The organism is Sulfurimonas sp. NWX367, assembly GCF_039667065.1.
Classification (GTDB): domain Bacteria; phylum Campylobacterota; class Campylobacteria; order Campylobacterales; family Sulfurimonadaceae; genus Sulfurimonas; species Sulfurimonas hydrogeniphila.
Genome location: NZ_JALCZM010000001.1, coordinates 671,743 through 693,246 on the forward strand (window position 1 = coordinate 671,743; position 21,504 = coordinate 693,246).

At 37.5% G+C, this 21,504-nt stretch carries 17 protein-coding genes and 1 tRNA gene; 8 read left to right on the plus strand and 10 right to left on the minus strand.

From position 1 onward, the window contains the following. Nucleotides 1-75 precede the first annotated feature (75 nt). The 3 genes from MNY28_RS03465 to MNY28_RS03475 all read left to right on the plus strand — a co-directional run bounded on the left by MNY28_RS03465 (nt 76) and on the right by MNY28_RS03475 (nt 6,197). Nucleotides 76-2,703 carry a valine--tRNA ligase gene (locus MNY28_RS03465; RefSeq protein ID WP_346388920.1) on the plus strand — a complete coding sequence of 876 codons (2,628 nt, stop codon included), beginning with the start codon at nt 76-78 and terminating at the stop codon, nt 2,701-2,703. Between the two features lies 1 nt (nt 2,704). Next, a complete protein-coding gene (locus tag MNY28_RS03470) occupies nt 2,705-4,243 on the plus strand; it encodes a SulP family inorganic anion transporter (RefSeq protein WP_346388921.1) in 1,539 nt (512 codons plus the stop codon). Between the two features lie 91 nt (nt 4,244-4,334). Next, the gene (locus tag MNY28_RS03475; protein WP_346388922.1) at nt 4,335-6,197 is read left to right on the plus strand and encodes a diguanylate cyclase; all 1,863 of its coding nucleotides are present in this window, start codon (nt 4,335-4,337) and stop codon (nt 6,195-6,197) included. A gap of 3 nt (nt 6,198-6,200) precedes the next feature. On the opposite strand, the gene MNY28_RS03480 is transcribed toward MNY28_RS03475, so the two are convergent. Both MNY28_RS03480 and flgH read right to left on the minus strand, forming a co-directional pair. Beyond that, nucleotides 6,201-7,616 (minus strand): hypothetical protein, encoded by a 1,416-nt coding sequence (locus MNY28_RS03480; protein ID WP_346388923.1) that lies wholly within the window; start codon nt 7,614-7,616, stop codon nt 6,201-6,203. Then, on the minus strand, nt 7,591-8,313 hold the full coding sequence (gene flgH, locus MNY28_RS03485; protein ID WP_151900064.1) for a flagellar basal body L-ring protein FlgH: 723 nt from the start codon (nt 8,311-8,313) through the stop codon (nt 7,591-7,593). Before flgH ends, MNY28_RS03480 begins: the two co-directional genes overlap by 26 nt. A 72-nt stretch (nt 8,314-8,385) precedes the next feature. Between flgH and MNY28_RS03490 the strand changes: the two genes are divergently transcribed. After that, entirely contained in the window at nt 8,386-8,829 is a 444-nt protein-coding gene (locus tag MNY28_RS03490; RefSeq protein ID WP_346388924.1) for a GatB/YqeY domain-containing protein, read from the plus strand. Nucleotides 8,830-8,832: 3 nt separating this feature from the next. Here the strand turns inward: MNY28_RS03490 and MNY28_RS03495 are convergent, their stop codons facing one another. Next, nucleotides 8,833-11,877 carry a DNA mismatch repair protein gene (locus tag MNY28_RS03495; protein WP_346388925.1) on the minus strand — a complete coding sequence of 1,015 codons (3,045 nt, stop codon included), beginning with the start codon at nt 11,875-11,877 and terminating at the stop codon, nt 8,833-8,835. Between the two features lie 412 nt (nt 11,878-12,289). Here MNY28_RS03495 and MNY28_RS03500 point away from each other — a divergent pair, with 412 nt between their 5' ends. From MNY28_RS03500 to MNY28_RS03515, 4 genes are all read left to right on the plus strand, one after another. Beyond that, the gene (locus MNY28_RS03500) at nt 12,290-12,694 is read left to right on the plus strand and encodes a hypothetical protein (protein WP_346388926.1); all 405 of its coding nucleotides are present in this window, start codon (nt 12,290-12,292) and stop codon (nt 12,692-12,694) included. Nucleotides 12,695-12,698: 4 nt separating this feature from the next. Further along, nucleotides 12,699-12,986, plus strand: coding sequence for a hypothetical protein (locus MNY28_RS03505; protein ID WP_346388927.1), 288 nt, complete (start codon nt 12,699-12,701; stop codon nt 12,984-12,986). A 181-nt stretch (nt 12,987-13,167) separates the two neighbouring features. Then, nucleotides 13,168-13,395 (plus strand): CopG family transcriptional regulator, encoded by a 228-nt coding sequence (locus MNY28_RS03510; RefSeq protein WP_151900060.1) that lies wholly within the window; start codon nt 13,168-13,170, stop codon nt 13,393-13,395. Then, complete coding sequence (locus MNY28_RS03515) at nt 13,382-13,666, plus strand: type II toxin-antitoxin system mRNA interferase toxin, RelE/StbE family (RefSeq protein WP_151900059.1); 285 nt, start codon at nt 13,382-13,384, stop codon at nt 13,664-13,666. The genes MNY28_RS03510 and MNY28_RS03515 overlap by 14 nt, the downstream gene beginning before the upstream one ends. Before the next feature lie 295 nt (nt 13,667-13,961). Here the strand turns inward: MNY28_RS03515 and MNY28_RS03520 are convergent. The 7 genes from MNY28_RS03520 to MNY28_RS03550 form a co-directional block, all read right to left on the minus strand. Beyond that, a tRNA-Ser gene (locus tag MNY28_RS03520) sits at nt 13,962-14,051 on the minus strand. Between the two features lie 43 nt (nt 14,052-14,094). After that, nucleotides 14,095-14,778 carry an orotidine-5'-phosphate decarboxylase gene (gene pyrF, locus MNY28_RS03525; RefSeq protein WP_346388928.1) on the minus strand — a complete coding sequence of 228 codons (684 nt, stop codon included), beginning with the start codon at nt 14,776-14,778 and terminating at the stop codon, nt 14,095-14,097. Nucleotides 14,779-14,853: 75 nt separating this feature from the next. Beyond that, entirely contained in the window at nt 14,854-16,818 is a 1,965-nt protein-coding gene (gene acs / locus MNY28_RS03530) for an acetate--CoA ligase (RefSeq protein WP_346388929.1), read from the minus strand. A gap of 271 nt (nt 16,819-17,089) precedes the next feature. Then, nucleotides 17,090-17,701 carry a 3'-5' exonuclease gene (locus MNY28_RS03535; protein WP_346388930.1) on the minus strand — a complete coding sequence of 204 codons (612 nt, stop codon included), beginning with the start codon at nt 17,699-17,701 and terminating at the stop codon, nt 17,090-17,092. Next, complete coding sequence (locus MNY28_RS03540) at nt 17,701-19,515, minus strand: putative nucleotidyltransferase substrate binding domain-containing protein (protein WP_346388931.1); 1,815 nt, start codon at nt 19,513-19,515, stop codon at nt 17,701-17,703. The genes MNY28_RS03535 and MNY28_RS03540 overlap by 1 nt, the downstream gene beginning before the upstream one ends. A gap of 2 nt (nt 19,516-19,517) precedes the next feature. After that, nucleotides 19,518-21,185, minus strand: coding sequence for a cation acetate symporter (locus MNY28_RS03545; protein ID WP_151900056.1), 1,668 nt, complete (start codon nt 21,183-21,185; stop codon nt 19,518-19,520). Next, nucleotides 21,178-21,501, minus strand: coding sequence for a DUF485 domain-containing protein (locus MNY28_RS03550; protein WP_151900055.1), 324 nt, complete (start codon nt 21,499-21,501; stop codon nt 21,178-21,180). Before MNY28_RS03550 ends, MNY28_RS03545 begins: the two co-directional genes overlap by 8 nt. Nucleotides 21,502-21,504 lie beyond the last annotated feature (3 nt).

Genomic DNA, 21,504 nt, shown 5'->3' on the forward strand with positions numbered 1-21,504 from the left:
AATTTCTAAGCAAATACTCACCTCTTTTTGGATATAATCGCGCAATTTTAATTTAGATAATTTAAGGCGCGCACTATGTCAGACAACAAATACAATCCACAAGAAACCGAAAACAAATATTATAAAATTTGGGAAGAAAGAAAATACTTCGAAACAGACGGAAACAAAGCCATACAAGAAGAAAATAAAAACTTCTCTATTATGATGCCACCGCCAAATGTAACAGGACGACTGCATATCGGGCATGCTCTTACCTTTACACTCCAAGACATCATTACCCGCTACAAACGCATGGACGGCTACAAAACACTTTGGCAGCCGGGAACGGACCATGCAGGAATTGCCACACAAAATGTTGTTGAAAAACAACTCTTAGAACAGGGACTCACGAAAGAAGAGATAGGACGCGAAGCATTTTTGGAAAAAGTCTGGGCATGGAAAGAAGAATCTGCCGGCATAATGACAGAACAGCTTCGTAAAATGGGCGTAAGTCCTGCCTGGGAGAGAGAGCGCTTTACCATGGATGAAGGTCTGCAAAAGTCAGTCAAAGAAGCTTTTGTCCATCTCTACAATGAAGGTTTGATTGTTCGCGGAAACTACATGGTAAACTGGTGCACACATGACGGGGCCCTCTCAGATATTGAAGTAGAACACGAAGAAGAAGATGGTAAGTTTTACCATATGCTTTACCATTTTGCAGATGGCAGCGGCAGTGTTGAAGTGGCGACTACACGACCTGAAACCTATTTTGGAGATACTGCCGTCATGGTACATCCTGATGATGAAAGATACAAAGACATCATAGGAAAAGAAGTTGTTTTACCCCTTCTTGATAGAAAGATTAAAATTATTGCAGACGCTTATGTCGATATGGAGTTTGGAACAGGTGTCGTAAAAGTCACGCCTGCACATGACCAGAATGACTACGAAGTCGGAAAACGCCATGATTTGGAATTTATTACGGTTTTTGATGAAAAAGGTATTTTAAATGACTATGCCGGAGAGTTCAAAGGCATGGAACGCCTTGAAGCACGAGAGCCTATTGTAAAAAGACTCCAGGAAGAGGGTTATATCGTTAAAATAGAAGACCATAAACATCAGGTTGGACACTGTTACAGATGTAAAAACGTTGTAGAACCATACATATCAAAACAATGGTTTGTTCGCAAAGAAGTCGCTGACAAATCCATAGAAAAAACAAATGCAGGTGAAGCAAAATTTTTCCCGCCGCACTGGATAAACTCTTATAATTCATGGATGGGTGAACTCCGTGACTGGTGTATAAGCCGTCAACTCTGGTGGGGACACCAGATTCCTGTTTTTTACTGCGGGGATTGTGACCATGAATGGGCAACAGAAAATGAACACCCGACTGAGTGTCCAAAATGTGCTTCAAAAAACATCTCTCAAGACCCTGATGTACTCGATACATGGTTTTCTTCTGCTTTGTGGCCATTCTCTACACTTGGCTGGGGTCAAGGTGATACCGAGATGGACAAGCTTTTTCAATCACAGGATATGAAAGATTTTTATCCAAACTCTTTGCTTATTACCGGTTTTGACATTCTTTTCTTCTGGGTTGCAAGAATGATGATGATGGGCGAACATTTTATAGGAGAACTGCCGTTTAACCACATCTATCTGCATGCTCTTGTGCGTGATGAACACGGTCAGAAAATGAGCAAATCAAAAGGCAATGTCATTGATCCTCTTGATATGGTCAATAAATACTCTGCTGATATATTACGCTTTACTCTTGCCATTTCTGCTGCTCAGGGACGCGATATACGAATGAGTGTTGACAAACTCGAACAAAACCGTAACTTTACAAACAAACTCTACAATGCAAGCAAATACCTGCAGATGAATGGTGATACTTTTCCTGATATGGAGAGTTTTTGTGTTGAGACCGATCTTGGTCGTTACATGATGAGCCGTTTGAATTTTGCCACAAAAGAGGTTCGTACCTATCTTGATGAGTACAAGTTTAACGATGCCGCCCTGACAATGTACCGTTTCTTATGGAATGAATTTTGTGACTGGGGTATTGAGCTGAGTAAAGCAGACAAAGCATCCATCATAGAACTTGGTGCAATTTTCAAAGAAGCCATGAAACTCCTTCATCCGTTTATGCCGTTTATCACAGAACATCTCTACCATGAACTCAGCGGCACTTCTTTGGAAAATGCTGATTCTATTATGATTAAGAAATTTCCTCACAAAACAAAACAGCGCAAAGAAGAAAAAACATTTGCCATCATTATGGATGCCATCGTCTCCATTCGCCGTGCAAAAGTTTTGGTTGATCTGGCAAATCAGAAAATTCAAAAAGCCTATGTGAAAATTGACGGTCTGAGCGAAAAAGAAAAGGCAATGATGTTGTCTTTTATCGCAAAACTTGCAAAAGTGGAAGATGTAGAATTTACCGATACAAAAATAGAAAATGCGGTCAGTGACATCGCAGACAGCTGCGAAACTTTCATTCCGACAGATTCTATTGATTTGACGCCGATTATCAACAAACTGACAAAACAGGATGAAAAACTCCAAAAAGAGATAGGCAAACTGAGCGGGATGCTGAACAATGAACGCTTTGTTGCGAATGCTCCGGCAGATGTTTTGGCAAAGAATCGTGAAGCACTCAAAGAAGCAGAAGCCAAACGTGAAAAAGTTTTAGCACAACTAGATTCACTAAAGGCATAATTTGTTTGATATAAGAAAATACACCTCTCCAAATATAAAAAACGATATTTTATCAGGTCTTGTTGTTGCAGTGGCACTGGTACCTGAAGCTATTGCTTTTAGCTTTATAGCAGGTGTCAGTCCTATTGTAGGACTTTATACTGCTTTTATCTTAGGTGTTATTACTGCACTTATCGGTGGAAAACCGGGAATGATCAGCGGAGCTACCGGCAGCGTCGCTGTTGTTATAGTCGGGCTTGTTATAGAAGCAAACCTAAAACTCACAGCACAGGGGTTTAGCGGAGATGAACTCTACTTCCATATGCTCCACTATGTTTTGCTGGCAACCATCATAGCAGGACTTATCCAGGTTGCTGTAGGAGTGCTGAAATTTGGAAAATTTATCCGTCTTGTTCCCCAACCTGCCTTATATGGTTTTGTAAACGGTCTGGCAATCGTTATTGCCATGGCACAGTTTAAATTCTTTGAGGGACAGGGTTTAAATATGTATGTTATCGTAGCCATTACCATGTTTATAATGTACTTCTTGCCAAAATATACAAAGGCTGTTCCCTCAGGACTTGTTGCCATCGTCCTTTTAACACTTGTGGTGTATTTTACTCATTTAGACACACTCACCGTCGGAGCATTGGCCGATTTGTCAGAGTTTAAAGGGAAACTGCCGCATCTCATTATTCCCGATACGCTTTTTAGTATGGATGCCATTGTCATGGTTCTTCCTTATGCTGTTATTATGGCTCTTGTCGGTCTTATAGAATCACTCTTGACGCTTGCAGTTTTAGATGAAATGAGTGGGACAAGAGGCAGTGGAAACCAGGAGTGTATCGCTTTGGGAACCGGAAATATCGCCTGTGGATTTTTTGGAGGCATGGCAGGATGTGCAATGATCGGGCAGAGTATCATCAACTATACATCAGGCGGTCTCGGACGGCTTTCCTCATTTACGGCAGCCGTCGGACTTTTGATCTTGGTCATCTCTTTAACAGATGTTTTAAATGCCATTCCAGTCGGTGTTCTTGTGGGTATTATGTTTATGGTGAGTATAGGAACATTTGAGTGGTCGAGCTTCTCACATCTCAAACATATGCCTCGTGCCGATGTTTTTGTAATGGTCGTTGTGACAATTATAACAGTTGTAGAAGATTTGGCTGTTGCAGTCATAGCCGGTGTTATCATCTCTGCACTTGTATTTGCATGGAAGCATGCACGCATCTGGGCAAAAACACATACCGAGGCAGACGGAACAAAAGTATATGAACTTGAGGGCCCTCTCTTTTTTGCAAGTGCTACAACTTTTTCGGATAATTTTGACATTCCTAATGATCCGCCAAAAGTTGTCATTGATTTTAAAAATGCGAGAGTTTTGGATTTCTCCGGTGTCGAAGCCATAGATTCTCTCGTAAAAAAATACGAAGATGCCGGCAAAAATCTTCTTTTGCGCCACTTAAGTGATGACTGTAAAAAAATCATGAAAAAAGCCGGACCGCATTGCAGTTATGAAGAAGATGATCCGACATACAAGGTTGCTATTAATTATTAAATTGTGTTTCAATGTGAAACATGATTTTAACTTTTAACATTTTCAATACATGTAATGATATCTTTTAATCTATATCAGCATATCATTAAATATGAATTTAAAATCTTTGCAGATAAAAATTATCCTTATTTTTTCTCTTCCTGCCATTGCATTACTTTACTTTTCTTATTCTTTGGTAAATGAAAACTATATCAAGTATAAGAACAGTACTTCCTATGCATTCTCTGCAAAACAAACAAAAATTCTCAGTAAACTCATTCATAATTTACAACTTGAAAGAGGACTGAGTGCAGGGTACCTTGTTTCAAAAGATGAAATAATCCGAAAAAATCTGGAAAAACAGTATAAGCATACAGACAGTGCCTATCAGGATCTGATTCATTTTTCAAATGCATATCAGTATCTTAAAAAGCAGTTTCATTCTATTACGGCAGTGAGAAGAAAAGTTCTTAAAACACAAATCAGCTTTTGGGATGAAATGCAATATTATAATACCCTCAATAAAGAACTGCTTCAGGCTATTACTGCACTGATGCATAATTTAGAATCAAAATCATATAACGGCAAAGCCCTTATTGAACTTCAAAAACTTAAAGAGTATGTGGGACAGGAAAGAGCGTATGTTTATAACCAGATACTCGCTCCCAAAAAAAATGAAAAGTATATACATTATATTCATCTCCTGCAGGAAAAAGAGAAAAAGCTCCAGACTATTTTTTACATATGTGCTTCGAAAAACACACAAAATATTTTCAAACAACTCATACAAAAAGAGACTGTACAAAAAACAGCTGCCTTAAGAACAATGTTTTTTCAGGATAAACTCTCATCCAAAGAAGATGCAAAAATATGGTTTCAGACTGCTTCACAATACATTACACAACTTTACAATGTGTCAAGCCACATTCTCAATACCATTGTAACAGATGCCCTGCAGACACAAAAAGATATAAAACGGGTTTTTACATATACAATTATCTTCTGGATTCTCTCTTTTATCTCTTTTTTTCTCCTCCTCTATTATATTAACGCTCTTATCAGAAAAGAGGACAAACTTCTTGCAAAAATACGTATAGCTTCCCATACATTCGACTCACACGAGGCTATAGTCATTACTGACAAAAACGGTGTTGTACTTGAAGTCAATAAATCTTTTACCAGAATTACAGGATATAAAGCAAATGAGATTATAGGACAAACCACAAAGCTGCTAAAATCGGGCAAACACAGTAAAGAATTTTATGCCAACATGTGGCATCAACTCCTTTCATCCGGACAATGGAAAGGTGATATTTACAACAAACGTAAAAACGGTGAAATTTATCCTGAAAGACTCTCCATTACTGCTATTAAAGATAAAAACGGTGAAATTATTAATTTTATTGCACAGTTTTATGATATTTCAGACTTAAGAAATGCACAGGAAGAGGCTCAATATCAGGCAAATCATGATTTTCTCACAGGACTCATGAATAGAAAAGCTTTATTGCAAAGACTCCATGAAGAGAATGCAAAGGCAATCAGACATAGTTTTATTCATGCTTTTTTATTTATAGACTTGGACAATTTCAAACAGGTCAATGACACCTATGGCCACCATGTCGGAGATGAACTTCTCATTCAAGTCTCACACAGAATGAGAAGCATCCTGAGAGAAGAAGATATTCTTGCAAGAATCAGCGGTGACGAGTTTGCAATCATTTTAGTAAATATAGCAGAGACAAAAGAGGCCGCCAAAGAGTATGCGCAGAAAAAATGCCACTCTATCATAGAAGCCCTCTCTCGGACATTTGTCATTGAAGGAAATGAAATTCACATTGGTGCAAGTATAGGCATTAAAATCTTTCCCGATGAAAAACACAACATAGAAAATATTATGAATGATGCCGACAAAGCTATGTATGTTGCCAAAAAAAACGGAAAAAACAGTTGTTCGATTTACAGTAAGATTTGAATCCTATTTTATATAAACAAAGCTTTCGGGTATGACAGATCTGTACTTGGGGATACTTTGTCCCAAAGAAGCATTTATATATGTCGGATCCGCTACAACATACCTTTGTCCTGATACCTGTACACTCTCCCCTGCCATCGGTACATGTAAAGCAGTACTCATGTGATCTTTATACTGAACACCCACAATACCAATACCAAATAAATCTTTCACCAAACGGGCATACAATACAGCTCTGTCCTCGCAATCTGATTTTTCATAATAAAGTGTTTCTTCTGCAAACATAACTTTTTCTCTGCCAAACTGTTCCTGATCACGCTCATATATAAAAGCTTTTTGTACAAAATGCAGTACAAAATCCAAAGCTTCACTTGCTTTTTTGTTCTCAGTATATTTCTTGATATCCCCTGCTATGTCTTTATATGTCTCATACTCCAAAGGTGCATTGAAAAAAACTTTATATTCCACCTGAGGATATGTTTTCATAAAATCAATGAGATTTTGGTTATACCGATAAGAAAAAGTGTAAACTTTTCCATGTTCTTTGAAAGAAACAGTTTTTGTTTGGATTTTTTTTGCAAGTACAGGAAGTGTTTTTAACGTAAAATCAAGTGCTTTTGTTGCTTCAGGATAATCATTTTTATACGTATAGACTTTCGCAATATTTTCTTTGTTATATTTAGAAATGACATAAAATTTTCTATTGTCCAGTGTATAGTTTGGTGCAGAGTAGATCTTGCCTTTGACGCTGTGAAGCAAGACTATATGTTTGTCTGCACCCAAAGCTACACGGACTCTGTAGCCAAGCTTATTCAACAAAAACCAGCTCAATAATTTTTCATTATCCGGTGTAGAAAAAAGAGTATAGGAGAGTCTGTTTATTAAAAGATAAACTCCCCAGTCATTGAGATGCATCTTTTTACATGTACTCTCAATCCCGTACAAAAGGCTGTCGTAATCACTTGTCGCCACAACACTGAAAAAATTCTCAATCCCCTTTTGTGTTCTGGGATAAAAGTTGGCGTTTTTTATTTTTTTATCAACATCAAATCCCAAAGATGTTCCAAAAAACTCAAAAACTGTATTGTCAGCTTTTATTTTTTTTTCCTGAGGAGCGGATTTTTTCTCAGCAAAAGGTTTTATCTTTATCACTAAATTCGGACCGACACTTCGAACTTTTTTTTGATGCAATGCCGGCACAGTCTTTGGTTTTTTCTTTTTATATAAGGGTGTTGAGATATACGCACTGTATTCTTCCCACTGCTGCTGAAGATATTTGTTGAATTCGCTGTCTTTTTTATCTTTAAAGCTGTTAAAAGATCCCGTCTGCACCTTTTTAAACTCCGCAAAACTCCCTGCATATACAGAAGTTAAAAAAAGTGCTGTAACAAAACTAAAACGGCCAAATTGATTGAACAATTTTCGTCCCCCATCCCTGTTTTGTAGCACGATCCATATCTCCCTCCGTTTTATATAATATTTTTGCATCACTGATTTGTGTAGAGTTGATTCTGTTGTATTGATCAATATCATATGGACGGATCACACCGCTTAACTGAATTATCTGCTTCTGGTCATCTATCAGAATCTCTCTTTTTCCGGAAATATAATAATTTCCGTTTTTTAAAATTTTTACAATTCTTGCCGAAATAGTTGTTGTAAAGCTTGCATCCTTTGTTGCACTTCCGGATCCCTTATAGCTACTGTTTGATGTAGAATTAAAACCTACATTCGTAAATCCGTTCAAGTCTGCTACTTTGGAGTTTACAGCAGAATTGAGACCTGTACTTGAAAACAACCCCCCTCCAAGAGCACTTGTATCAGCCTCTTGCAGCTGCTTTGTACCGGTATTTGAACTTTGTGCAGTTTCTGAAATAACTACAGTTACAATATCACTGACATGCATAGCCTTGTGATCAGAAAAAAGAGGATTTTCTCCCTGTCCGAATATACTGCCGGTCGAGGCAAAATCCTGCTGTTCCTCTTTGGCAGGCATCTGTTCAACATAGGCAGGCGGTTCAAAATTTATCTCGGGATCAGTTAAGTTTGCTGTACATCCGTTAAACAACACCACAACACAGAGAAATACAAAAGCAGTCAATTTTATTTTTTTCATAAAGAAAGTCCCTTAATTTTGTTATAATACTAGCAATTACAGTTCCATAAACAATAAACAAGGATTTTACCAATGTCATTACGAGAAACAATCAACCAAGATGTAAAAAATGCCATGAAAGCAAAAGATACAAAAAAAAGAGATGCGCTTCGCCTCCTTACCAGTGCTTTTAAACAGATAGAGGTAGATGAACGAAAAGAGCTTAGTGATGAAGATGTCATAAAAATTATTCAGACACAGGTCAAACGCAGAAATGACGCGGCAAGCCAGTACAAAGAAGCAGGCCGTGAAGATTTAATGCAAATAGAACTTGATGAAATAGCATACTATGAAGTTTATCTGCCAAAACAGCTCAGTGATGAAGAACTGCAAAATGAAATCAAAACCATCATTGAAAAAACAGGTGCTTCAAGCATGAAAGAGATGGGAAAAGTTATGGGTATGGCAAGTAAAGAATTAGCCGGACGTGCCGATGGAAAACGCATCAGTGATGCAGTTAAAAAAGCCTTGGCTTAAATCTTACCAGTCATCCAGGACGAAGCCCTTTGGCTCGTCATTTTCTACCTCTTTTACTTCAATATTTGTATTTATTTCAGGTGCAACAACTTTTTTTACTTCTGTTTTTTTCATCTGCTCTTCAAACTGTAACTCAAGCCCTTTACTCGTCATTATAAAGCCGTTTACATGTAACTTGCCGTCATGAATTTGTTTGTGATGTTCTTTGCACAAAGGCACAAGATTGTGTTTGTTGTCTTTATGAAAATGTCCTATAAAACCTGCATCATCAGCCAGTGATTTTTGCGATATATGATGCACATCTTCTGCCACCGCACCGCAGATAACACATTTGGTCACATAAAGCTCTTTGTTGTACTTGGATTTTTTCTTCTTCACAAGCAGTTCAAGCTCGTCATAATCATTGGCAAGACGTTTTCTGATGGCATTGGCATTTTCCAAAAATTCATTGTCCATATGGAGCGATTTGGCAAATTCCAGTCCGTATATGCTGCTGCCGCTTCCGGCTTGAAGCACACGGTTAAATATCAGTGTATCTCTCTTCTCATCATACTCCACACTCAGGTGCAAATCTACAACATTGTCAAGCGAAGTAATTTCATTCATTGTTGAGAGTTGATGCAGGTGCGTTGCAAACAAGAACAGACATCGTGTCTCGGCAAGTTTTTGTATCGCTGCAGCCACGATGGCAACGCCTGAGAGTGTCTCTGTTCCGTGGCTTATTTCATCGCCCAAAACAAGCGATTTTACGGTTGAGCGGTTGAAAATATTTTTAAGTTCAAGCATTTCCACTGCAAAGGTAGAGAGTCCCTTTGCCAGATTATCCTTAGAAACTATGCGTGTAAAGAGAGAATCAAAAATACTGAATTTCATCACCGCAGCACTCACAAAAAAACCCGACTGCGCCATCAATACCGCAATGCCGATACTCTTCATCAAAGAGGATTTTCCGCTGGAGTTTATACCGTATAAAAGGACTCCGTTAATGTCATGCCCGTCATGCACAGCCACATCAAGCATCACCGTTTTTGGATGAGGCAGGTCCATATAGTCACGGTTTCCCATCACTATATCATTGGGAACATAGAGCCCGCCCCGCTCCTGCACTTCTATCAAAGGATGACGCAATTGCATAATCTGCATAAAATTTTCATCTTCTTGTGTTTCCACTATCATCGGTCTTGAATGTTTGTACTCCTGTGCGACCTTTGAAGAGCTCACTCCCACGTCCAGATCAGCCACATAGCTGATAACTCTGTCAAAAAGAAGTGAATAGCGTCTCTCAAAAAGTGCCTGAAGTTGGATATATCTCTCTTTTACCAAAACAACAATTTTTCGGCGGTTTTTCATGATATTGTCAGAAAGTCTGTCGGTAAAAGCAGAGGTGATTTTGACATTGTTTGTCAGTTTTTTTACACTGAAATCTGCAAAATCTTCCCGTTTTTTGAATTCACTCTCAATCAAAGAGAATCTGTTTTTGCTCAAAGAGATGTAATAGCCCTCTTTTTCCAAAAGTCCCAAAGTCACCATTTTTGTCGAACTTCCTGCATTGACACTTGTCAGAAGTGCTTCGATTTTCAAAATTATATCTTCAAAAGCAAGCATCATTACGCTGTTTTCTTTGACCAAAGTATCTATTGCCTCATCCACACCGCTCATCAAAAAGTTTTCATCTACCGTGGCATTGGTAAAACGCCGTGATATATCCAAATCTATCGTTTTAGTTATATCACGCAAGAACTCTTCCACTTCACTCTCATGAAAAGGCGTTTTTTGAATTTTATGCTTTTTGACATAAAGCATCAATTCCTTGACACTTACCATAGAATCATACATATGATTCATCTCAAAAGGATGCAGTCTGCCAAGACTTAAACGGCGAGAAAGCCTCTCAAGGTCATAAACACCCCGCATCATTTCATCCAAATACCTTACATATGAAGCAACCCGTTCTATAAGATTATACCGACGTTCAAGTTCGTCTTCTTCCATTATCGGATTTAAAAGACGCTCTTTTAAGAGTCTTTTTCCTATAGCCGTTGCACTCTTGTCAAGCATTTTTAACAGTGTGAACTCTTTTTTGTCTTTGGAAATTATCCCCATCTGCTCCAGTGCATTGTTGCCCAGATACATAAAACGGCGATTGTCTATAAGACGGGGCATCGCCATCTTCTGCACTATATGATAATCATGTTCTATCACAAAATTGATGAGAATTGCCAAGGCTTCGGTAATCATAGGAGAGCGTTCCAAATCCAGATGCTCTATAGGAGAGAGCAGTGAACGAATCTGATATACCTCTTTAAAAAGTTCATTTTGAAACTCTATTTTTGCCCGTTTGTTGTTCACAGAATAATGATAATGTTCGGGAATTTCCAAATACTGCATCACATGACGCTGGTCATCAATTCCGTCTAAAAAAGTCACAACAATTTCACTCGTTCTGTAAACATTTAAAAGATTAAAAATCTCATCAAGTGCATAAGCAGGATCTTCACTTGTCCCGTGTGTCTCATACAGCCATGTTTTCCCCGTGGTTACGTCAATGGCAGCATACCCTACCGTATAAATATCACGAAACTTGTCAATCAAAACAGAAACAATGTAATTGTCATCATTGTCAATAATATGTTCAAAATTGGTACCGGGTGAGACAATTTGAGAAATATAACGACTGATCTTAGGAGGATTTCCCTTTTGCTTGACGACTATAACCGTATACTTCTGCTCCTGAATCAAACGGTTTAAGTAACGTTCAAACGAAACGGCAGGCACACCCGCAAGCAGAGGGTTTTTTTCAGAATTGTCTATAATTTTTTTATTTTTTTTCGTAAGCTGTATATTTAAAAGTTCCGCTATCTCTTTGGCTTTTCCAATCTGTTCTTCATCATTATTGACTTCATACACTTCAAAAAAAGTACCGATTTCCATAAAAACAACTGTATCATTCCCATACTTCTGCTCAAAAAACCGTTGTAAATCAAAATATATCTGCGTTAAAAGTTTTTCTTTATTGTTTAATATTTTATTAACATCTGATGACTGCATGGAACTCTTTTTTACTAAGCTTTATTTAGAATATGATTATAGCATAAGAAGGATTTAAAAAGCGGTGAAGAGGTGTCAAGCGCAATCCAAAAATGTACCAAAGTACAATATATCACGACAGAGTTAAGAAACAGGCAGTTTACGCTTATACTGCTTATTTTAACTCCGCCGTTGACATCACACTTACAATTTGTGAGACCGTTCAAAATTCCATAAGTTCAAATCATAAATTTGACAGAAGTATTGAAATATATGTCTAACGGGATAGGACAAGAAAAAAACTGATTTTTAAAAAGGTGCTTGAAAGTTCGTATTTTTGGGGTTTGTAGTGGACGAGGAGAAACTCGAAAAAAACCTATCCTGTATTTTATTTAATATGCTATAATTTAGTAAAAACATCGGAGTTTTTATTATGACTATTCGTATAAATACAGATTTTATCGATTATGTTGACTATATTGATATAGCTCAAGAAGCATTAAAAACTGCCCCTAAAAAATTGTTTGAAAAAATGATACGTTTGATTATTAATAGTATTCATACTCAAGAAATAGAATTAGAACGATTTTCATTGCAACTGGATGATATGCACACTTTTCCTGTTGATAATATAGAAGAATTTTATGATACTTTATTAAATGCTATTGATGACATAAAACTTTTTAAAAAGAAATTAGAGCAAATAAAAGGTAAAGATATTCTTTTTGAAGAACTTTATATCCAAGTAGATAAACTTTATACTTCTTTGATTATTTTTTTAGACAGGATAGGTCAATTAGAAGTTCGTATTCTTCAAGAAAATAAAAAATCTGCTTAATATTATGGAGATTATCAAAACTTCGCAATATCTTCGTACTGAAAAACAACTAATTAAAAAATATGTTCTTTCTCAAATCCAAATAAATGATACTTTAGAACTTTTTAAACAAGATCCAAATCATTCATCTTTGCACTATAAAAAAATGAATTGCAAGAAAGATAAAGATAGATATTCTATCCGAATTCCAAACACTCAATATCGTATTTTAATGAATTGTACTATTGATGTTATATATTTAGTTTGTGTATGTAGTCATGATGAGTATGATAGAAGAAATCGAGGGTGTTAGTAGCGAAATATATGTCTAACGGGGTAAGACAAGAAAAAAACTGATTTTTAAAAAGGTGTTTGAAAGCTCGTATTTTAGGGGTTTGTGGTGGACTAGGAGAGATTCGAAAAAAACCTATGCTGTTTATTTGACTTCATACACATAAAAGGTGTATAATTATACACATAAAGGAAGTGACATTATGAATACTACAAGATTAAACATTACATTACCTACATCACTTGATAATGATATTAATCGTTATGCAAAAGAGCTTAATACAAAAAAGAGCCATCTTATAGCTTCTGCCCTTGATATGTATTTTGATTATATAGACTTAAAAGAAGCAGAAAGAAGACTTGAGCTTAAAGAGCCTACAATTTCATTTGATGATATGTTTCAAGAGTTAGGTCTTGATGTATCAAATTGAATTTACATTTACCGCAAAAAAAGATTTTAAAAAAGTAAATAAACCTGATTTAAAATTTATTCGTGATAGTTTAAAAGATTTTTCGGAATTATTTTCTAAAGAATATGAAATTGCATTAATGCAAAAAGGTAAGATTAAAAAGCTTCAAGGGCAAAAAGAAGATTTATATCGTTTAAAACTTCGTTCTTATAGAGTTATTTATAAAAAGTATGATGATAAACTTATAATTTTAGTGATACATGTAACTACTCGTGAAAGTGCTTATAAATAGGCGTTTATTTGCAAAATATAATAAAGTGTGAGAATGTTCACTTAAGTACGATAATAACAAATAGTGGCCTGATTTTGATAAAAAAATATTCTGACAAATCCCTATATTGTTGACTTGCAAAAGATTTAAAAAAAGCTATAACTTGACCACAATTACAATTTGTGAGACCGTTCAAAATTCCCTAAGTTCAAATCATAAATTTGACAGAAGTATTGAGATATATGTTTGACGGGGTAGGACAAGAAAAAAACTGATTTTTAAAAAGGTGCTTGAAATCTCGTATTTTAGGGGTTTCTGGTGGACGAGGAGAGATTCGAACTCTCGGTACCGTTGCCAGTACGCATCCTTAGCAGGGATGTGGTTTCAGCCACTCACCCACTCGTCCTTTTGAAGAGTGAGATTATAGTCATTATTTCATAATAATTAGCTTAAATCTGTGCTAATATTTTTTTAACGACCTCAGCAGGGTTCTCTGCCTGATAAATCGGACGTCCGACGACTATAAAATCAACAAGTGCTTCTTTGGCATAGGCAACATCGGCGACTCTTTTTTGATCCCCTGCATCTTCACCAAAAGGACGAATACCAGGAGTGAGTGTCATAAACTCTTTACATGTAAATTCTTTAATAGCCTTGCTCTCATACGCCGAACAGACAACACCGTCAAGTCCGCTTTCCATTGCATCTTTTGCAAACTGATTTGCTTTTGTTGCTATGTCCGCTTCATATATTGCCTGAAATTCCTCTTCACTAAACGATGTCAAAGCCGTTACAGCCAAGACCAATGGACGATTTTCATACTTTTCCAGTCTTTGCATCACGGTATTCATGGCACGTTTTCCTGCACTTGCATGAACATTAAACATATCAACACCAAGTCCCATAATAGACTCGGCGGCATCTGCCATGGTATTTGGAATATCATAAAGTTTTAGATCTAAAAATATTTTAAAATCGGGGTTGATTTGCTTAATAGCCTGCAAAAATGCTTCGCCGTCGCGAATATAGGTACGCAGTCCGACTTTGAGCCAGACATCATACTCTTTTATTTTTTCAATTAAAGCGAGATTTTCTTCTTTCGTAGGTAAATCAAGGGCAACACATAATTCCATACTAACTCTTTTTTGTGGAATTATAGCATGAAAAACTAAAGCCCAGACTGAAGTCTGGGTTCCAGAAAAGTCTTATTATTTGGACTTCACCATTGCTTCAATTTTGGCAACTATGCTTGGATCTTCCAGGGTTGAAATATCCTGAGTAATTGCCTCGCCTTTGGCAATTGAGCGTAAAATACGACGCATAATCTTTCCGCTTCTTGTTTTTGGAAGTCCCGGTGCAAAAACCATATCATCACAGATAGCGATGTTTCCTATCTCTTTTTTGATGATGTTATTAATTATTTTTGCCTCTTCAACCTCATCAGCCACGCCTTTGTCATCTTTTAAAACGATGTAGGCAAAAATACCCTCGCCTTTGAGTTCATGCGGTTTTCCGACAACGGCAACCTCGGCAACATTTTGATGTTTTTTGATGGCTGCTTCAATTTCGGCAGTTCCCATTCTGTGTCCGCTCACATTAATGACATCATCAGTACGTCCCGTAATCGTGATATAACCGTCTTCATCATACACAGCACCGTCACCTGTAAAATAGACAGGTTTACCGTCTTTTTTCACATCACCAAAATAGGATTTTATAAATCTCTCTTTATCTCCCCAGACACCGCGAATCATCGAAGGCCAAGGACGTGTGACACACATATAACCCCCCTCTCCGACTTCAACTTTCTCACCGGTTGCCGGGTCCAGAATCTCTGCCATGATTCCAGGAAGAGGAAATGTTGCGCATCCCGGTTTGATAGGGGTTGCCCCAGGAAGCGGAGAGACTATATGCCCGCCTGTTTCTGTCTGCCAGTAAGTATCAACGATAGCACATTTACTGCCGCCAACCTCTTCATAATACCATTTCCACGCAGGAGGATCAATAGGCTCTCCAACAGTTCCAAGTACTTTTAAACTACTCAAATCATACTTAGCCGGTTCATCTTCACCCATTTTATGCAATACACGAATCGCAGTAGGCGCAGTATAGAACTGGTTGATTTTATACTCTTCTACCATTTTCCAAGGACGACCCGCATCAGGATAGGTCGGAACACCTTCAAACATTACCGTTGTCGCACCCATTGCAAGCGGACCGTAAACTATATAGGTATGCCCGGTAATCCAGCCGATATCTGCTGTACACCAGTAGGTATCATTTTCTTTGACATCAAACACCCATTCCATTGTCATCTGCGCCCACAGTATATATCCCGCAGAATTATGCTGCACACCTTTTGGTTTTCCTGTTGAGCCTGATGTATAGAGCAGAAAGAGCGGGTCTTCACTATCCATAACTTCCGCTTTACATGTAACGTCCTGCATTTTGATCAATTCATTATAAGAGTAGTCACGCCCTTCAACCCATCGTATATCTTCATTGTTTCTCTCAACCACGAGCACTTTTTTTACCGGCCCACCTTCTGCCAAAGCCGCATCTACTACCGGTTTTAACATATATGGCTTGTCTTTTCTGTAAGCTCCGTCAGCAGTGATCACAACTTTTGCATCCGCATCTTCAATTCTGTCTTTGAGTGCTTCTGCAGAAAATCCGCCAAATACTATAGAGTGAATGGCGCCGATTCTGGCACAGGCAAGCATCGCATAGGCAGCTTCGGGAATCATCGGCATATAGATGACAACTCTGTCCCCTTTTTTGACACCAAATTCATTTTTCAACAGATTGGCAAAACGGTTTACATTGTAGTAAAGTTCCAAATAGGTAATAATCTGTTTATCGCCGCGATCTCCTTCAAAAATAATCGCCGCTTTATTCTTGCGTTTGTCTAAATGACGGTCAATACATTGTTCTGAAACATTTAACTTTCCGCCTTCAAACCATTTGACAAAAGGGTAATTCGATTCATCCATCACTTTTGTAAACGGCTCTTTCCAGCTCAGCTTTTCTTTGGCAAATCTGCCCCAAAATCCTTCATAATCTTCAATTGCTTCATCCTGCAAATCATGATATTCACACATGTTTTTGATTCTGGCAGTTTTTGCAAACTCTTTGTTTGGTTTAAAAATCGGTTTTTTTTCTATTTCTGACATTTATTTTCTCCTGTGTTAGTTTTAAGTAATAAGACATAATTAATTTCACTCGCAACAACAGATAAAAAGTTTAGATTCAAGGCAAACTTTACTCTGTGATGTCATTCATCACTGAGTGAAGTTCAACGCAGAAGATAAGCCTTTTATCTGTTGCCCTACGGGTGAAGACAGAAGCTACAATCTGCTTCGTTAAAATCTTTTGAAGCACAATAAGTGCAACTTCAAGATTTTGCCTTGCATTTTATAGCTTCTGTCTCCATTGAGAATGGAATTAATTATGCCTTATTACTTTTAAGTAAATCATTGCTGTCATAATGGCATCATTTACAGCATTATGCACACCCATTTGAGGGATATTACAGTTTTTCAAGATTGTATCAAAACGCAAATCAATATTAGCTTGCGGTATCATTGCAATTGTTTTATCAAAATATATTTCAGAAACTTCAACCATTTTGTTTGGCAGAGTGATTCCAAGCACAGGCTTTATATATTTGTTAATCATCGCAACATCAAACTCAAGATAGTACCCCACCAAAGTGGCACCTTTGATATAATTCAAAAACTCTTTAATTCCTTCCAGCGGTTCTTTTGCATTCTCCAGGTCACATGGACGGATTCCGTGTATTGTTATACTTTTTGCATCAATTGCTCCAAAGTTTTTCAAATAAACTTCAAAAGTTTGTGATGTCAGTATTTTATTATTTTTAATCTTAACTGCACCTATAGAAAGTATTTCATCTTCTTTTGGATTAAGGCCCGTGGTTTCTGTATCGAAAACCACAATTTCATCACTTTGTTCAAAAAGAGAAGAAAAAGATTTATCTTTGAGTTTTGACAGATTTCTCTTTTTTTTCATCTGTTCAAACATAGAAAAAAGCATTACGAAACCATTTCCAAATGAAAATGAAAACTAATAAACTTTTTCAGTTTATCTACCACTTTAAAACTGTCTTTGAGCAAATCCCGGCTTGTTTTGTCCAAATCTTTTGGATTTATATAATTGATATCTTTTTGATCCTTTGCATACAGCATTGTTTTGAGCCTCACAGACAACAGAGTATCAAAACTTTCTATGAGTTCTGTCGCAAAAACTTTATCAAAAACACCTCGGTTGTTCAACTCTTTGATACGTTCGATTGTATTGTTTTTTTTGATTTTATTCTCCAGTGCCAGACATCTTATGCCGTGAACAATTGCAAAAATGCCGCCTTTTTTCAAATCCAGTTTGTTTTCATGCTCTTTGTCAAGCTTAAAACCGCTAAAAAGAGAAATAGGTGTTTCAAAAAAAAGCGTTGCTTTTGCAAGATGTGCCAAAACATCATCTCTCTTCTCAAAACGCGCAAACAAATGTTCTTTTGCCGCATTCACTAAAGTACAATCACCCGCAACACACTTTGCATCTAAAAATATACTCAAGTTTTGTAAACTGTTTCCTTCAAAACTTGCTATCCAGTTATCTATTTCATTTTTAAAGTCCCCTAAATTACGACGCCAGTACGCATTACTGACCATAACATTGCCCTCACACTTGACAAACCCTATTTCTAAAAGCGCCCTGTTGAGTTTATGCATAGGCTCTCCAAAAAGTTCTGTATCCATATCATCGGCAATGATCAGAGCATTGTCCTGATCGGTTTTGAGTATCTGCTCCTCTCTGCCCTCAGAACCCATTATCATAAGAGCACATTTTTCCTGTAAAGATTCATCAACGTACATCGCAAAAACTTTTGCATATATTTTTTGATTGAGTGTTGCAACAAGTTTGCTGATATAACGTACTTTTACACCATTGGAATCAAGTGTTGTTACAAGATTTTTCAATCCGTTTTGAATCTCTTTTAAATCATCAATGTTCTCTGCTTTGTCTATTTGCACAGAAATCAGGTAAGAATGGTTTGCAAAATAACTCAACAAATCCAACTGCTCTAGTATCCCGACAATTTCATCACCCTCTTTTACAACCAAGCGCTTAATCGCATTATGTGTCATAAGCACCAAAGCATTAAATAAAAAGTCACTCTTCTCAATAGCAATAATATTTTTAGATGCTATATGCACGATGGCATCACTCACATCATATTTACCCATCAAAACCTTCTCTCTCAAGTCCGTATCCGTAACTATACCGCAGCTGTTTTCATCCCTTACGAGAATACATGTAGCCTTAAGATTTTTCATTTCTTTTAAAGCATCTGCTATTGTTGTGTCTTGTGCAACAATACAAACAGCATGAAGATAAATATCTTTTACCTGAGATACCAAAAAAGGAGTTAATTGACTCTGCTGTGAGTATTCTTTTAAATGTTGATGGCGTGTAATAAAATCTTGTAAAAAATACTCTTGTATGCGTTTGTTTTGTATCAATTCCAAAAAGTCTTCTTTTTGAATCTCATAACAAATCAAATCTTCACTGACAACAAACCTGTTTTGTGTTGTCCCGTAAATCAAAGCATCCGCATCAAAGCTGTCACCTTCACCGTAAACAGTATGCAGTGTATCATCAATATACTCGGACACATATCCTTTTATGATGATATAAAAAGCGACAGATGGAAGATTTTTGCTGATGAGCAGCGTATCTTTAGGGTAATATGCAATGTCGATTTTTTGCATCAGCTTACTCAGTTCCTCTGAACTGAGTAAGCCAAAAGGGTGAATAGACTCAATAAGTTTTTTTTGGTCTAAGATGCTCATAGTTAATGCTCGGATGCACCCTCGGCACCAATACCTGTCTGACTTCTGATGTATTGTGCTTCAAAAGCCTCCATCTCTTGTGCTGCAGCCTCTGATTTGTCCGTTACTGAGAAAAACCAGATACCGACAAAGGCAACACTCACAGAAAAGAGTGCCGGGTATTTATACGGAAAAATCGCTTCGGCATTGCCAAAAATCTGTACCCAGACAATCGGACCAAGGATGACAAGCATGACAGCTGTAGCCAGTCCCAAGGTTCCTCCGATGACAGCGCCACGCGTTGTAAGTTTTTTCCAGTACATGGAGAGTAAAAGTACAGGAAAGTTGGCAGAGGCTGCTATTGCAAACGCAAGCCCGACAACAAAAGCAATATTTTGTTTTTCAAATGCTATTCCCATAATAATAGCTACGATTCCCAGCACAACAGTAGCAATTTTTGAAACTTTCATCTCTTTAAGCCCGTCAATTTCACCTTTTTTGTACACAGAAGCATACAGGTCATGTGAAATTGCAGAAGCACCTGCCAGTGTCAGACCCGAAACAACGGCCAGAATTGTTGCAAATGCCACAGCAGAGATAAATCCAAGGAAGAAGTCACCGCCAACAGCATGAGACAAATGTATGGCTGCCATATTGTTTCCGCCAAGAATCGGGAAACCGCCGCTTATGGCCTGTTTTGCCAGATCCAGATACTGAGGATTTTTATACACCATTACAATTGCGCCAAAACCGATGATGAACGTCAGTATATAAAAATAACCGATAAAACCTGTTGCATAAAATACCGACTTTCGTGCTTCTTTTGCATTGCCTACTGTAAAAAATCTCATCAGGATATGAGGGAGACCTGCTGTACCGAACATCAAGGCGACGGCTAAAGATATTGCAGAAACAGGGTCCGAAACGAGTCCGCCCGGAGACATTATTTCTATACCTTTTAATTCTGTTGCATGGGCGAACAATGCTCCAAAACTGAAATCATAATGCGCCATTACAGCAATAGCCATAAAAGTAGCTCCTGAAAGCAGTAAGAATGCTTTGATAATCTGCACCCAGGTTGTTGCGAGCATACCGCCAAATGTTACATAAAGAATCATTAAAACACCAACCAGAATAACCGCTACTTCATACTGCAGACCAAACAAAAGCTGTATTAACTTTCCAGAACCAACCATTTGAGCGATAAGGTAAAGAATAACAGTTGCAATAGAACCAAATGCAGCCAATATACGAATAGGTTTTTGGCGTAATCTGTAAGAAGCAACATCCGCAAAGGTATATTTGCCTAAATTTCGCAAAGGTTCTGCAATAATGAATAGAATAATCGGCCAGCCGACCAAAAATCCGATCGAATAGATAAGTCCGTCATACCCTTTGAGATAAACAAGTCCGGAAATTCCCAAAAAGGATGCCGCAGACATATAGTCTCCTGCAATGGCCATACCGTTTTGCAGCCCTGTAATGCCACCGCCTGCTGTGTAGAAATCTTTCGCAGACTTTGTTCTTTTGGCTGCCCAGTATGTTATGCCCAGAGTTGCACCGACAAAAATAACAAACATAACAATTGCCGGAACATTCAGCGGCTGTTTTTGAATTTCACCGTTGATAGTTCCGGAGGCAAATGCCGCGATACTGCCGAAAATTAAAAATAAAAATATTCTGTTAAACATCTAGGCGCTCCTTTAATTTGTTTTTTACTTTGTTTGCCAGATCATCAAACTCACTGTTTGCTCTTTTTGTATATATGCCTGTCAATATAAAAGCAAATACGATTACAGCCATACCGACAGGAATACCTATGGTTGTAACTGCCTCACTAGAGAGGGGCACTGCCAATGCCGAGGGATCAAAAGCTATTGTAAGTATAAATGCAAAATAGACTACAAGCATCGCTATTGTTAATTTTAGAGCAAAACCCTGTCTTGTCTTTACAAGTTTCTGGTAATCAGGATCTGCTTTTATCTGTTGTATCTGTTCTTTGGTCATAAT

Excerpts from the sequence above, each read along its gene's own strand:
- MNY28_RS03515 (WP_151900059.1), top strand. The coding sequence starts at position 13,382 with ATGTATCAAATTGAATTTACATTTACCGCAAAAAAAGATTTTAAAAAA.
- MNY28_RS03465 (WP_346388920.1), top strand. The coding sequence starts at position 76 with ATGTCAGACAACAAATACAATCCACAAGAAACCGAAAACAAATATTAT.
- MNY28_RS03495 (WP_346388925.1), bottom strand. The coding sequence starts at position 11,877 with ATGCAGTCATCAGATGTTAATAAAATATTAAACAATAAAGAAAAACTT.
- MNY28_RS03545 (WP_151900056.1), bottom strand. The coding sequence starts at position 21,185 with ATGTTTAACAGAATATTTTTATTTTTAATTTTCGGCAGTATCGCGGCA.
- MNY28_RS03475 (WP_346388922.1), top strand. The coding sequence starts at position 4,335 with ATGAATTTAAAATCTTTGCAGATAAAAATTATCCTTATTTTTTCTCTT.
- MNY28_RS03500 (WP_346388926.1), top strand. The coding sequence starts at position 12,290 with ATGACTATTCGTATAAATACAGATTTTATCGATTATGTTGACTATATT.
- pyrF (WP_346388928.1), bottom strand. The coding sequence starts at position 14,778 with ATGGAATTATGTGTTGCCCTTGATTTACCTACGAAAGAAGAAAATCTC.
- MNY28_RS03490 (WP_346388924.1), top strand. The coding sequence starts at position 8,386 with ATGTCATTACGAGAAACAATCAACCAAGATGTAAAAAATGCCATGAAA.
- MNY28_RS03505 (WP_346388927.1), top strand. The coding sequence starts at position 12,699 with ATGGAGATTATCAAAACTTCGCAATATCTTCGTACTGAAAAACAACTA.
- MNY28_RS03535 (WP_346388930.1), bottom strand. The coding sequence starts at position 17,701 with ATGCTTTTTTCTATGTTTGAACAGATGAAAAAAAAGAGAAATCTGTCA.
- MNY28_RS03550 (WP_151900055.1), bottom strand. The coding sequence starts at position 21,501 with ATGACCAAAGAACAGATACAACAGATAAAAGCAGATCCTGATTACCAG.
- acs (WP_346388929.1), bottom strand. The coding sequence starts at position 16,818 with ATGTCAGAAATAGAAAAAAAACCGATTTTTAAACCAAACAAAGAGTTT.
- MNY28_RS03510 (WP_151900060.1), top strand. The coding sequence starts at position 13,168 with ATGAATACTACAAGATTAAACATTACATTACCTACATCACTTGATAAT.
- MNY28_RS03540 (WP_346388931.1), bottom strand. The coding sequence starts at position 19,515 with ATGAGCATCTTAGACCAAAAAAAACTTATTGAGTCTATTCACCCTTTT.
- flgH (WP_151900064.1), bottom strand. The coding sequence starts at position 8,313 with ATGAAAAAAATAAAATTGACTGCTTTTGTATTTCTCTGTGTTGTGGTG.